Origin of the sequence: Nocardioides sp. NPDC101246 (genome assembly GCF_044767415.1) — a bacterium.
In the GTDB taxonomy this organism is placed as follows: Bacteria; Actinomycetota; Actinomycetes; order Propionibacteriales; family Nocardioidaceae; genus Nocardioides.
The window spans coordinates 157304-171268 of sequence record NZ_JBIWNX010000006.1; the positions used below are offsets into that span (position 1 = coordinate 157304).

8 protein-coding genes and 1 riboswitch are annotated in these 13965 nt (G+C 70.5%); of the genes, 2 read left to right on the forward strand and 6 right to left on the reverse strand.

Annotation, left to right across the window (positions count from 1 at the left end; all coding sequences use genetic code 11):
- Positions 1–19 precede the first annotated feature (19 nt).
- Positions 20–2503 carry a leucine--tRNA ligase gene (gene leuS, locus ACIRON_RS12920; RefSeq protein WP_402992698.1) on the reverse strand — a complete coding sequence of 828 codons (2484 nt, stop codon included), beginning with the start codon at positions 2501–2503 and terminating at the stop codon, positions 20–22.
- 570 nt (positions 2504–3073) lie between these two features.
- Between leuS and ACIRON_RS12925 the strand changes: the two genes are divergently transcribed.
- Entirely contained in the window at positions 3074–5818 is a 2745-nt protein-coding gene (locus tag ACIRON_RS12925; RefSeq protein ID WP_402992699.1) for an AAA family ATPase, read from the forward strand.
- 158 nt (positions 5819–5976) lie between these two features.
- Here ACIRON_RS12925 and ACIRON_RS12930 read toward each other — a convergent pair whose 3' ends face one another.
- On the reverse strand, positions 5977–6780 hold the full coding sequence (locus ACIRON_RS12930) for an MBL fold metallo-hydrolase (RefSeq protein WP_402992700.1): 804 nt from the start codon (positions 6778–6780) through the stop codon (positions 5977–5979).
- A 9-nt stretch (positions 6781–6789) separates the two neighbouring features.
- Entirely contained in the window at positions 6790–7620 is an 831-nt protein-coding gene (locus ACIRON_RS12935; protein ID WP_402992701.1) for an alpha/beta hydrolase, read from the reverse strand.
- A 176-nt stretch (positions 7621–7796) separates the two neighbouring features.
- On the opposite strand from ACIRON_RS12935, the gene ACIRON_RS12940 reads away from it, so the two are divergent.
- On the forward strand, positions 7797–8621 hold the full coding sequence (locus ACIRON_RS12940) for an alpha/beta fold hydrolase (RefSeq protein ID WP_402992702.1): 825 nt from the start codon (positions 7797–7799) through the stop codon (positions 8619–8621).
- A 5-nt stretch (positions 8622–8626) separates the two neighbouring features.
- On the opposite strand, the gene ACIRON_RS12945 is transcribed toward ACIRON_RS12940, so the two are convergent.
- The 3 genes from ACIRON_RS12945 to ACIRON_RS12955 form a co-directional block, all read right to left on the reverse strand.
- Positions 8627–9682 (reverse strand): biotin/lipoate A/B protein ligase family protein, encoded by a 1056-nt coding sequence (locus ACIRON_RS12945; protein ID WP_402992703.1) that lies wholly within the window; start codon positions 9680–9682, stop codon positions 8627–8629.
- 178 nt (positions 9683–9860) lie between these two features.
- Complete coding sequence (locus ACIRON_RS12950; RefSeq protein WP_402992704.1) at positions 9861–11180, reverse strand: aminotransferase class V-fold PLP-dependent enzyme; 1320 nt, start codon at positions 11178–11180, stop codon at positions 9861–9863.
- Between the two features lie 45 nt (positions 11181–11225).
- Positions 11226–11339: riboswitch (SAM riboswitch) on the reverse strand.
- A gap of 73 nt (positions 11340–11412) precedes the next feature.
- Entirely contained in the window at positions 11413–13896 is a 2484-nt protein-coding gene (locus ACIRON_RS12955; RefSeq protein ID WP_402992705.1) for a transglycosylase domain-containing protein, read from the reverse strand.
- Positions 13897–13965: the final 69 nt, after the last annotated feature.

Genomic DNA, 13965 nt, shown 5'->3' on the forward strand with positions numbered 1-13965 from the left:
ACAGCGCGAGCCGAGCCGATCAGACGACGATGTTGACCAGCTTCGGCGCGCGGACGATGACCTTGCGTACGGTCTGACCCTCGATCGCGGCCGCGATCGTCGGGTCGGCCAGCGCAGCGGCCTCCAGGTCGGCCTCGGAGATCGAGGGCGAGACCTCCAGGCGCGCACGCACCTTGCCCTTGATCTGCACGACGGCGGTCACCACGTCCTCCACGAGCAGCTCGGGCAGAGGCGTCGGCCACGCGACCCGCGCGACCGTCGGCTCGTGCCCGAGACGCTCCCACATCTCCTCGGCGGTGTACGGCGCGACCAGCGAGAGCAGGATCGCGACCGTCTCCGCGGCCTCACGTACGGCAGGATCAGCCGGGCCACAACCCGAGTCGATCGCCTTCCGGGTCGCGTTGACCAGCTCCATCACGCGGGCCACGACCACGTTGAACCGGTAGGACTCGATCAGCTGCTCGGCCTCGGCGATGGTCTTGTGGGTCGTACGCCGCAGCGCGATGTCCCCACCAGACAGGTCCGCACCCGGCGCAGACGTCACGTCCCCGGCCAGGCGCCAGGCCCGCTGCAGGAACTTCACCGAACCCGCCGGCGAGACGTCGGCCCAGTCGATGTTGTCCTCCGGCGGGGAGGCGAAGACCAGGGTCAGCCGGGTCGCGTCGACGCCGAACTCCTCCAGCACGTCCGACAGGTTCACGCCGTTGCCCAGCGACTTCGACATCTTCTTGCCGCCGTTGATCACCTTGCCCTGCGACAGGTAGGCCGAGAACGGCTCGTCCCAGTCGATCAGGCCGATGTCGCGCAGCGCCTTGGTGAAGAAGCGGGCGTACATCAGGTGCAGCACGGCATGCTCGTCGCCGCCCAGGTAGAAGTCGACCGGACCCCACTCGCGGGCCAGCTCGGAGGAGAACGCCTGGGTCTCGTCCGTCGGCGACAGGTAGCGCAGGAAGTACCACGACGAGTCCACGAAGGTGTCCATCGTGTCCGAGTCGCGCGTGGCCGGACCGCCACACTTCGGGCACGACACGTTGACCCACTCCGAGGCCGCCGCCAGCGGCGAGACGCCCTTCGGCTTCAGGTCGGCACCGGCCAGATCGGGCAGCTGCACCGGCAGCTGGTCCTCCGGCACCGCCACCTCACCGTCGACCGGGCAGTGCACGATCGGGATCGGCGCGCCCCAATAGCGCTGCCGCGACAGCAGCCAGTCACGCAGCCGGTAGTTGATCGTGCCCTTGCCGTGGCCCTCGGCCTCCAGCTTCTCGATGATCTTGTGGATCCCGCTGGCCTTGTCGGCCACGCCCTCCAGTTGCGGGGAGTTCACGTACGCACCGTCACCCGCGGTCGCGACGTACGTCTCCTCGGGGTTGTCGGCGCCCGGCACGTCCACGACGCGGCGCACCGGCAGCGAGAACGCCTTGGCGAAGTCCAGGTCGCGCTGGTCGTGGGCCGGAACGGCCATCACCGCGCCGGTGCCGTAGTCGGCCAGCACGTAGTCGGCCGCCCACACCGGGATCTGCTCGCCGTTGACGGGGTTGGTCGCGGTGACGCCCAGGTCGACACCGGTCTTGGGACGGTCGGTCGCCAGCCGGTCGATGTCGGAGGCCTTGCGTACGTCCTCCAGGTAGCCCTCCAGCGCAGCGGCCTGCTCCGGGGCAACGATCTCCTTGGCCAGGTCGGCATCGGCGGCGACGACCATGAAGGTCGCGCCGTACAGGGTGTCGGGGCGGGTCGTGAAGACCGTCACCGTCCGCTTCTCGCCAGAGGTCAGCGAGATCTCGAAGTCGACGTGCGCGCCCTCGGACCGGCCGATCCAGTTGCGCTGCATGTTGACGACCTTGCCGATCCAGGTGTCCTGCAGCTGGTCCAGGCCGTTGTACAGCTCCTCCGCATAGGCAGTCGTGCGGAAGTACCACTGCGTCAGGTCACGCTTGGTGACCACCGCGCCGCAGCGCTCGCACTCGCCGTTGACGACCTGCTCGTTGGCCAGCACCGTCTGGTCGTTGGGGCACCAGTTGACCGGGGACTTCTTGCGGTAGGCCAGGCCGGCCTCGTACAGCTTCAGGAAGATCCACTGCGTCCACTTGTAGTACTCCGGGTCGGAGGTGTGCAGACGGCGCGACCAGTCGAAGGAGATGCCGTAGCGCTTGAACGACTCCGCCTGGGTCTCGATGTTGGCGTAGGTCCAGCCGGCGGGGTTCTCGTTGCGCTTGATCGCGGCGTTCTCGGCGGGCAGGCCGAAGGAGTCCCAGCCGATCGGGTTCAGGACGTCGTAGCCCTTCAGCCACCAGTAGCGGGCCAGCACGTCGTGCAGGGCGGTCACCTCGGCGTGACCCATGTGCAGGTCGCCGGAGGGGTAGGGGAACATCGTGAGCGCGTAGCGCTTCTCGGCCCCCTCTCGCTGGCCCGCCTTGAACGGCTCCAGCTTCTCCCAGATGGGGCGCCACTTGTCCTGCAGCTCGGTGACGTCGTACGTCGCCTGCTCGGCCTGCTCCTGCGTCATTGGTCTTTCGTCCTTGTCGAGTGTCGTGCGTCAAGACTGCTTCTGGAACAAAGCTCCGTAGAACTAAAAAGGCCCCTCACATGGAGGGGTAGCCGCGTGACCGGGGTGTGTCCCTCAGGGTCAGCGCGGCTGCCTAAGAAGCAGGACAGACATCTGCATGTGTCCAGGGTAGCCGACCACCGCCGCCATCGTCATTCGCAGTCCCGCCATACTCCTGGTCCCGGCGCCGATGACAGGGTCGAAGTCCTCTAGAAAAGCACTTTCGATACCTCATGAGTTCCGCCCTGCAGATCGACCGACAGAAAATACCGCCGGAGGGGCCTTCACCTATTGCGACGGCGCATCTGAGCGTGCCAAACTGGCGGCGCTCCGCTGCTCGTGATGTCGGTCGTGAATGAGGACCCCCCCATCTCATCCAAGGAACGCTCCGAGCAGCGGAGTCCAAACTTCGAAGCCCCTACGACCCGGTCGTAGGGGCTTTCGCATGCACGACGCCGAGCCGGCACACCACCCGGGACTCGTCCATTTGGGTCATGCGACATACCCTCCCCGGTAGCTACCGTCGTCCTCGTGCAGAGCGCCCCCGAGCAGCGCCAGGCCGCCCTCGTCGGCCGAGACCCGGAGCAGGTACGCCTGGCCAGACTGCTGAGCCGTACGCGGAACGGAAAGGGCGGGGCGATCGCCGTGCTCGGCGAACCGGGCATGGGCAAGTCCGCGCTGCTCGCCGCGACCACCGCGGACACGAGCCTCCGGGTGGTCAGGCTCGACGGCTACGAGTCCGAGTCCGACATGGCGTTCGCCGCGGTCCAGCGGCTGGTGACGTCGCTGCACGCCCAGTGCGAGCTGCTCCCGGAGCAGCAGCGCCGCGCCCTGCTCGTCGCCTCGGGCGAGGCGGACGGACCGCCGCCCGACCGCTACCTGGTCGGCCTCGGGGTCCTCGGGCTGCTGGCCGCGGCGAGCAACGGGCACGGCATCGTCTGCACGATCGACGACGCCCATCTGCTCGATCCGGAGAGCCTCGACGCGCTGGCGTTCGTGGCCCGCAGGATCGCGGTGGAGCGGGTCGCGGTCATGTTCGCCGGGCGCGACGAGGCCGGCCTGGCCGAGCATCTCGGTGGCGTGCCCCAGCTCGCGCTGACCGGCCTGGACACCGATGCCGCCGTGCGGCTGCTGAACCGGGCGGCGTCGGAACCGCTCCCGCCCTCGGTGGCCCTGGCGATCGCCCAGGCCACCGGCGGCAACCCGCTCGCCCTGATCGACCTCGCCGGCGAGTCGCTGGTCCACGAGCTGCCGGACCTGGGCATGGCCGGCGAGCCCGTCCCCGTCGGTCGCCATCTGGAGGCCCACTACGTACGCCGGGCTCGCCAGGCCGACCGGGCGGTCCAGACCTGGGCGCTGCTGGCTGCGGCGGACTCGACCGGCAACATCGACCTGCTCGCCGCCGCGGGCGCAGACCTCGGCCTCACCCTCGAGGACGCCGACCGCGCCGAGGTCGCCGGGCTCGTCCAGCTCACCCCGAGCGTACGGTTCCGCCATCCCCTGGTGCGCTCGGCGGTCTACAACGCGGCCTCGGGCGTCGAACGACGCCGGGTCCACCGTGCCCTCGCGCACGCGGCCGACCGGGCGAACCTGACCGAGGCGGAAGCCTGGCACGCGGCCCGCGCCGTCGTCGGGACCGACGAGGAGGTCGCCGCCCGGCTGGACCTGACCGCGGACCTGGCCGCCCGCCGCGGCGGCCTGGTCTCGTGTGCGCGTCTGCTGGCCCGTGCCGCTGAGCTGAGCCCGCCGGGAGAGGCACGTGCCGCGCGGCAGATCGGCGCCGCGGAGGCGGCCCTGGCGGTCGGCGCCACGCACCTCACGCAGCGGCTCGTCGACGACCTCGACGAGGAGTCCGCCGGCGCGGTCATCCGTGGCCGTGCGCTGGTCATCCGCAGCGCGCTGGCGCTGCTGCACGCCGAACGGGACGGGGTGATGAGCGGTGCGGCCGACCACCTGCGTGCCGCCGATCTCTTCCACGGAATCGACGACGTACGCGAGCAGGACGCCCTGCTCCGGGCCTTCGACCGATGTTCGAGCGCCGACCGGCTCATGACCGGCGTGACACAGGCCGAGCTGGGCCGGCGGATGCTCGCCGGCGCGGACCTGGACGGCCGGTGGTCGGTCGTGCTGCGCGGACTGGCCGCCTTGATCCTGGAGCCGTACGACACGGCGCACCCGAAGGTGCGCGCGGCGTTCGACGCGGTGCTCGCCCTGCCCGATGACGAGATCATGTACTTCGGCAGCGTGATCGCCGGCCTCGGCGGTTATTTGTGGGACGACGGGAGCCGAGCCGCCGGCCTCGACCGCGCCGCACGGGCCGCACGCGACCGAGGCGCCCTGCTCGTGCTCGACACGCTGCTGTGGATCATGGCCCTCTCCGAGGTCTACGGCGGCTCCCTGCACCGGGCGGGTCGCTGCGTGGAGATGCACCGAGAGGTACGCGGCGCGATGGGCTACGAGGAGGCGAACGTGCCGAACGTCGCGGTGATGGCCTGGACCGGCGAGCCACGCGAGCTGGTGGCGGCCGTGGCCGACGGCGCCGGTGCGATCGGGTTCGGTGGGGTCCGGTCCTCGGGGATCGAGGGGCTGGTCGCGCGTGACCTCGCGGACCGGCGCTACCAGGACGCCTACCAGCGCCACCGACCGCTGGTCGAGGACCCGTTCCTCCAGGTCACCCCGATCTGGTACGCCGACTTCGTCGAGTCTGCCGTACGCTCCGGCCACCCGGACGTGGCACAGCGGGTCGCCCAGGACCTGGCGAGCCGGGCGGCGGTGAACGGCATGCCCTGGTGCGAGGGAGTCGCCGAGCGGGCGCTCGCCCTGGTGAGCCCGGACGACGAGGCCGAGGCCCACTACCTCGCCTCGGTCGCGGCCCTGCACAAGACGCTGGCCGAGACCGAGCTCGGCCGGTCGTACCTGCTCTACGGCGAATGGCTCCGTCGCGTCCGGCGCCGTCGCGAGGCGGCCGAGCAGCTCCGTCTCGCACTGCAGCACCTGCGCCACAGCGGCGCCGAGATCTTCGTCCCGCGAGTGCTCGCCGAGCTCGAGGTCCTCGGCGCCCGGGCCGACGACGTGGACGCCGAGGCGAACCCACCGCTGGAGCTCACCACCCAGGAGCACACGATCGCGCGCCTGGCCGCCTCCGGGCGTACCAACGCCGAGATCGCGGCCAACCTGTTCATCAGCCCGAACACCGTCGACTACCACCTGCGGAAGGTCTTCCAGAAGCTCGGCATCTCCTCGCGCCGGCAGCTGGCCGACCGGCTGAACGCCTAGGGCGTGTCTCTCAAATCCACGCCCGCTACGCGGCGTTTCGCATCCGATCTGGCGGCGTTGTCGCCGCTCAACAGCCGTGAGGATGCCGTCGCGGCGGACGCCTTGCCAGATCGGCCCGAAACGCCGCTCGCGGCCACCGTGTCTTTAAGAGACACGCCCTAGACCGGCACCCGCAGCGGCACGCCCGGCGTCGGCCAGCGGAAGCGGTCTGCGATCCCGGGCGGAGCATCGGCCAGGTCGGCAAGGATCCGGCCCTTCCCCTGACGGAAGTGCGACCAGCCCTCGTAGTGCACCGGCACCACCGTGACCGGGTCGAGCAGCCCGCACAGCTCGACCGCGTCCCGCCCGCCCATCGTGTACGCGAGCGGGCCGGTCACCGGGAACCCGACACGTCCCAGGTGCAGGACCGCGGTCCCGACGTCGACCCGGGTCGCGACCTCGCGGAGACCGCCGTAGAGCACGGTGTCTCCCGAGATCCAGACGGCTCCGTGCTGCTGCCCCTCCCAGGTCAGCGAGAAGCCGATGACGTCGCCGACGATCGGTCGGCTGCCGAGGAAACCGTGACGCGCGGGAGTCGCGGTCACCGTGACCCTCGGACGGCCCGGCGCGTGCAGCTCCGTGCTCTGCCACGGCCGCAGACCCCTGACCGCCCGGACCAGGCGCGACCTGGAGAGCCTGACCGCGCCCGAGGCGGTGGTGGCCACGACCCCGGCACCTGGCAGCAGCGCCCGGCCGGCGTCGTCGAGGTTGTCGGCGTGATGGTCGTGGGTGAGCAGGACGGCGTCGACGGGGCCGATCTCGGAGGCGAGGACCGCAGGGCCCGCGGTCTTCCGGGAGGACGTACCCCAGCCGAACCTGTACGTCCGGCCGGGGGCGTCGAAGGTCGGGTCGGTCAGGATCCTCCACCCGGCGACCTCGAGGAGCGTCGTCGGTCCTCCGACGTGCGTGAGGGTGAGGTCCATCGCGCGGACTCAGGAGGCGCTGGGCTCGGTGGCGTCCTGCTGCCCGGTGTGGGAGAGCGCCCACTCCAGCGCGTGATCGGCGATCCCCTCCCACCCCGGACCGGCCACCATCAGATGCGGCCGGCCCTCGTACGTCTCGTGCTCGGTGACGGTTCCCTCGCCCTGGTAGTGCTTGACGTTCGAGGCCTGCACCGACGGCGGCATGATGTGGTCCTCGGACCCGGACAGGAACAGCAGCGGCGCGCGGTCGGCGTTCTTGAAGTCGACCCAGGCACCCTGGTGACCGGGCTGGAAGTTCGCCAGCACGGAGTCGAACAGGACCCGGCCCGAAGCCGGGATGTGGTAGCGCTCGTAGAAGGCCGCCGACTCCTCCTCGGTGTAGGTGTTCGTGAAGGCGTACCTCCACTGCTCGGCGTCGAACCCGACAGCGCGGTGGTGGTTGGCCGGGTTCTTGAGCACCGGGAAGACCGAGCGCAGCTGGCTCCACGGCGTGGCCCGGACGCCCTCGGTCGGAGCGGAGTTGAGGACGACTCCCGCGGCGCCGTAGCCGTGGTCCATCACGACCTGCGTGAACGCCCCGCCGGCCGAGTGGCCCATGAGGATCGGTGCGGTGTCGAGCGTGTCGAGGAAGGCCTCCAGGTGGGAGACGATCGCCTCCAGGGTGAGGTCCGCGATCGGGGTCGGGTCTTCGCGGAGGGCCTCGACCTCGACCTCGAAGCCGGGGTAGGCGGGGGTGTGCACGGTGAAGCCCTTGGCCTCGTACCGGGCCTTCCAGTGTTCCCACGACCGGGGTGTGACCCAGAAGCCGTGGACCAGAACGATGGTGTCCGGGGTGCTCATGTCAGGTTCCCTCTCTCATGCTGGGCTGGGACTCCGATCGTCCATCGAGGCGCGATGCGTCCGGACCACGTACGACGCGTAGTCCCGCGGGACTACGCGGTCCACGTGGTCCGCCGGGCCGGGGCGCTGCGTGAGGCTCGTCAGGACAGATCCCAACCGACCGTGGGAGGAAGCCGATGCCCTACATCACCGCCGACGACGGCGCCCAGATCTTCTACAAGGACTGGGGCGTCAGCGGAAGCCCCGTGCTGCTCAGCCATGGCTGGCCGCTCAACTCCGACGCCTGGGAGGCCACCGCGCTCTTCCTCGCGCAGCACGGCCACCGAGCCGTCGCCCACGACCGCCGGGGCCACGGCCGCTCCAGCCAGACCTGGTCCGGCAACGAGATGGACACCTACGCCGACGACCTCGCCTGCCTGATCGACGCGCTCGACCTGCGCGACCTCACCCTCGTCGGGCACTCGACGGGCGGCGGCGAGATCGTCAGGTACGTCGGGCGGCACGGCACCGGCCGCGTCACCGGGCTCGCCCTGGTCTCGGCGGTGCCGCCGCTCATGCTGCGGACCGAGGACAACCCCGAGGGGCTACCCGTCGAGGTCTTCGACGAGATCCGGGCCGGGGAGCTGGCCAACCGGGCCCAGCTCTACCGCGACCTGGCCGACGGACCGTTCTTCGGGCACAACCGGAACGGCGACGTCCCGCAGGGCTTCCGCGACGCCTTCTGGCTCCAGGGCATGGCCTCCGGGCACCGTGGCGCCTACGAGTGCATCGCCGCCTTCTCCGCCACCGACTTCCGGCCCGACCTGGCCAAGATCGACGTGCCGACGCTGGTCGTGCACGGCGACGACGACCAGATCGTGCCGATCGAGGTCGGGGGCCGCCGCTCGGTCGAGCTGATCGACGGCGCGGAGCTGAAGGTCTACGAGGGTTCCAGCCATGCCCTCCCCGACACCGATCGCGATCGCCTGCACGCCGACCTGCTGGCCTTCATCGACCGCTGAGCCGCCTACGGCACCCTCGCACGCCAGGCCGGGGTCCCGTGCTTGCTCTCGACCAGCGCCGCGGCCTCCTCGATCGTGGCCTGGTCGAGGCCGACGTACGCCGCGCCGAAGCTCTGCTCGAACTCCGCGAGCAGCGCGTCGATGACCTTCTCGCGGCTCAGCCCGGTCTGGGAACGGATCGGGTCGACCCGCTTGGCCGCGCTCCGGGTGCCCTTGTCGGACATCTTCTCCCGGCCGATTCGGAGCACCTCGAGCATCTTGTCGGCGTCGATGTCGTAGGCCATCGTGACGTGGTGCAGGACGCCGCCCGGGATCCGCTTCTGCGCGGCGCCGGCGATCTTGCCGACCGGGGAGGCGATGTCGTTCAGACCGGCGTAGGCGGCCTCGATGCCGACGCTGCGCAGGCCGCGCAGCACCCACTCGTCGAGGAAGGCGTACGACTCCTGGAAGGTCATGCCGGCCACGAGCGTGTCGGGCACGGCGAGGCTGTAGGTGATGGTGTTGCCCGGCTCGACGAACATCGCGCCGCCGCCGGAGATGCGGCGTACGACCTCGATGCCGTGCCGCTCGGCGGCGGCTTCGTCGACCTCGTTGGTGAGGGACTGGTAGCTGCCGATCACGACCGCGCTGCCGGCCCAGTCCCAGAACCTCAGATTGGGGGCGCGGCGGCCCTCGGCGACCTGGCGGACGATGATCTCGTCGAGCGCCATCTGCATCGTCGGCGACAGCGGGCCGGTCTCGACGATCTCGAGGTCGAGGTCGTCCCAGGTCGTGGCCCTGCCCAGCGCGCGCAGCACCGTCAGGGCGATGTCGCGGGTCCCGAAGCCGACCAGCTCGGCATCACGGGCCGCGGCGTCGAGGTCCGCGGTCAGCCGGTCGAGGGACACGTCGACCGATTGCCCCTCCAGCGCCGCGGTCAGCCACGCCAGCGCCTCGTCGGGTTCCAGGAAGAAGTCGCCCGAGAGGACCACATCGTCGATCGTGTCAGCGGAGACCGTCGCGTCGACGACGACCAGCTTGCCGCCGCGTACCTTCCGCTCGCCATGCACTCGTTCGCTCACATCTTCTCAACACCGTGAACGCGACGATTCATCCCGCCGAGACGTCGCTCCCGTCGGCCGAGACGTCACTCCCGTCGATCGAGACGTCACTCCCGTCGATCGAGACGTCACTCGCTGCCCACTCGGCCGACGCAGCTGACGCCTCGGCCGACCTACCTGACGCCTCGGCAGGGTTGCTTCAGACGGCGGCGCCGCAGGAGCCGGCGGTGTCGGCCAGACGGGTCAGTCCGGCAGGGCCGACGAGCAGGCGGGGGTCCTCGGCCAGCGTCCAGGCTCCGTCGGTGAGGACGTAGTCGCCCCGGACGTGACCGGCGAGCAGGGACCGTACGCCGGCCACCAGCCGGTCCACGTCGGCGAGCGAGGTGCCGATGCCGATGCTCGCGCGGACCGCGCCGGCGGTGAGCCCGAGGCGCTTGAGGAGCGGCTGGGCGCAGAAGCGGCCATCGCGTACGCCCAGGCCGTGCTCGGCGGAGAGGTAGGCCGCGACGTGGCCGGGCTCGATGCCGTCGACCGTGAAGGTGACGACCCCGACCGGCTCGTCGGAGTCGGGCCACAACCGGATCACCTCGACTCCGTCGAGCGCGGACAGGCCGGCCACGAGGCGCCCCCTCAGTGATGCCTCGTGGCGGTCCAGGTCGGCGGCCGCGAGACCGCCGAGAGTCGTACATGCCGCGGCCAGCGCGGCGGCGCCGATGACGTTGGGCGAGCCGCCCTCGTGGCGCGCGGGCGCGGGCTGCCACGTGGTCTCGCCCACCTCGACGTCGTCGACCGCCCCTCCCCCGGCGAGGTAGGGAGTGCCGACGTCGAGCCAGTCGCGACGCCCGACCAGGGCGCCGGCGCCGTAGGGCGCGTAGAGCTTGTGGCCGGAGAAGGCGACGTAGTCGGCACCGGTCGCGGCCAGCGAGAAGTGCCGGTGGGCCAGCAGCTGGGCACCGTCGACGAGGACCCGGGCACCGTGGGCGTGGGCCAGGGTGACGATCTCGCCGACCGGCAGCGCCTCGCCGGTGACGTTGGAGGCACCGGTGATCGCGACCAGGGCGAAGCTGTCGCGGGCCAGCTCGCCGGCGAGGGCGTCGATGGTGCCGGCGAGGGTGTCCCTGCCCGCGACCACGGTGACGCCGGCACCGACACGGCGCCACGGGAGCAGGTTGGCGTGGTGCTCGATGTCGAGGACGAGCACCCGGCCCGGTACGCAGCCCGCCAGCAGGTTCACCGCGTCGGTGGTGTTGCGGGTGATGACGGTGACGTCGTCCTCGCGCGCTCCGACGTAGGCGCCGATGGTCGCGCGCGACTCCTCGTAGAGCGCGGTCGAGACCTGGGACAGGTAGCCGGCGCCACGGTGGACCGAGGCGTACCAGGGCAGGACCTCGGCCACCCGGTCGGCCACGCTCTGCAGCGCCGGCGCCGACGCGGCCACATCGAGGTTGGCGTACGTCGTGGTCGTTCCGTCCAGCAGCGGGACCTGAGTCTTCGAGCCGACGAGAGGAAGCAGGGACATGGGGGCACCCTTCGGGGTCATGGCTCCCCCAGGGCTGCCCGGCGAAGCACGCGCTTGCCCGCGCCACCTCGGCGAGGGCCTGGTCGTCACCCGGAGCACCCCACCGCGTGGGAGGGTTGCCCGCCAGCAAGCCGGGGCTTAGCGCTGGCAGTCGTGACCTTCGCGAAGATCCTGCCCGAGACCGGACGCGCCCACCAACTCGTCATCTCGATCGGTGGGCACGCGTCTCAGATCACGGACGCCCCTCCCAGGGGTTTCCGTTGCCGTTGCCGTTCCCGTTGTCGCAGGTGCCGAAGAACTCCGAGACCGGGTCGCACTCCTCGCCGTCGTCCTCCTCCGGCGGTGCGGGCGGAGCCGGCGGAGCCGGCGGAGCGATCAGCTCCTCCTCGTGGCCGGACTCGGGATCCTGGCCGTCGACGTAGACGGGTTCGGGGAAGTTCTCGACCTCCTTGCCCTCCATGGCGTCCGCCATGATGGCCGCCCAGGTCTCGGTGGGATAGTCCGCGCCGAAGTAGGAGGGCATCCAGCCGCCGTCGAGCTTCCCCTCGCCGTTGCCGCGCGAGTAGCGCACGGCGGTGGCGATCTGCGGGGTGAACCCGACGAACCAGGACGAGCAGACGTACTGCGCGGTGGTGCAGGTGCCGGTGCCGGTCTTGCCGGCCACCGGCCGGCCGATGCTCTGCGCCTTCTGGCCGGAGCCGCTCTGCACCACGCCCTGCATCGCGTACGTCACGTCGGCGGCGACGTCCTCGGAGATCGCGTGGCGGGCGTTCTTGCGGCCGTTCCAGCTGTAGAGGACGTTGCCGGCGCGGTCGCGGACCTTCTTCACCACGTGCACGTCGTGGCGGTAGCCGCCGTCGGCGATCGTGGCGTAGGCGTTGGCCATGTTGATGGGGCTGACGTTGGCACGGCCGAGGGCGATCCGGTCGTCGGTCTTGTGGTCGAAGTCGGTGGTGGTGCTGGGGATCCCGGGGAACTTCGGGTTCGCCTTCGCCGGCGCGACCCCCGCGGCGACCGCGGTGTCGTAGATCGCCTTGCGGCCCTCCTCGGGGCCACCCATCGACTCGGTCATGTCGATGTAGGCCGTGTTCACCGACTGCTCCATCGCCTTGAGCATGGTGATGTGCTGGCCGTAGTCCATCCCGTCCGCGATCCCGGCCTGCTCACCCTCATTGACGACCTCCTGCCCGGTGTAGGTCGTGAACGGCGAGTCACCCGCCCAGGTCGACTTCAGCGAGTAGCCCTTCGAGATCGCCGCGGCGGTGGCGAAGGCCTTCATCGTCGACCCGGCGTGACCGCCGGTCGCGGCCCAGTTGTGCTGGCTGTCGAGGTAGTCCTGGCCACCGTAGAAGCCGAGCAGCGCACCGGACCCGACGTCGACCGAGGCGGTCGCCACGTGCAGGGCGTTCTTCTGGTCCGGGTCGCCCTTGACGTACGCCTTCCGGTTCTTCGGCTTCACGGTCTTGGCCGCCGAGGCCGACGCCTTCATCACCTTCGTCGACAGGGTGGAGGTGATCCGCAGACCACCGCTGTCGATCTCCTCCTCGGTGAACAGCGGCTTGCCGTCGGCGCCCTTCAGGCCGAGCAACTCGGCCTTGATCATGGTGAGCGCGTGGCCACGCTGGCCGCCGAGCCGGCTCGGCACGGTCTTCGTGGGGAACTTCGGCAGCTTCTCCTTCACCTTGTCGGCGTCGGCCTGCTTCAGGTAGCCGAGGTCGACCATGCCGGAGAGGACGTACTGGTAGCGGCCGAGCAGCTTCTCCTCACCGCGGAAGGTGCTGCTGGCCGGGTCGAAGCCGGCCGGGTTGTTGAGGATCGCCGCCAGCGCCGCGGTCTCCTGCAGGGAGAGGTCCTTGGTGGGCTTCGCGAAGTAGGCCTTCGCGGCCGCCTCGATGCCGTAGGCGCCGCGGTTGAAGTAGATCGTGTTGAGATAGTCGGTGAGGATCTGGTCCTTGCTCTTCTGCCGGGTCAGCTTCAGGGCGATGACCGCTTCCTTCAGCTTGCGCGAGTAGGAGTACTCGGAGCTGAGGTAGTAGTTCTTGACGTACTGCTGGGTGATCGTGGACGCACCGCCGGAGGTGCCCTCGGTGGTGTTGGTGAAGGCGGTCCGGACGATGCCCTTGAGGTCGACGCCGCTGTTCTCGTAGAACGTACGGTCCTCCGCGGCGACCACGGCGTGCTTGACCAGATCGGGGATCTCGTCGGAGTCGAGCTTGATCCGGTTCTGGTCACCATCTTGGTAGCGGCCGAGCTCGGTCTTGGCGTTGCTGTAGTAGACGAAGGACGACTCGACCTCGAAGGCGGCGTTCGGGTCCGGCACCGCGATCCGGTTGTAGGACACGATGGCCGCGACCGAGCCGATCAAGGCGATGGCCAAGAACCCGACCAGCACCACCTTCGCCGTGACCTTCCCCCAGCGGCGCCAGGTCGTGGCCGGTGGACGGCCGCCAGCACTCCTGGATCCGGTGCTCCCGGATCCGGCGCTCCGGTTGGCCCACTTCTCGGCCGCCCAGGCCTTGGCCGGCTCGAGCTTGGCGAGCCAGTCGCGGGCCACGGACGGCTTGGGATCCGCCCGACGCGCACCCGGTCGGCTGGGCACCGCGCGAGGCGGCTCGGGCATGATCCGAGGAGCCTGCGCGGCAGGCGGCGGAGGCGGTCGCCAGGACGGCGGCGGACCGGTCGGACCCTTCGGAGGCTCGGCGCTCCGGTGTTCCATTGCTCCACCTGACCTAGGCGACTGATTGCGGCGGCCGTTGATCCTACCCGGGTGGGTATGACAACGGAG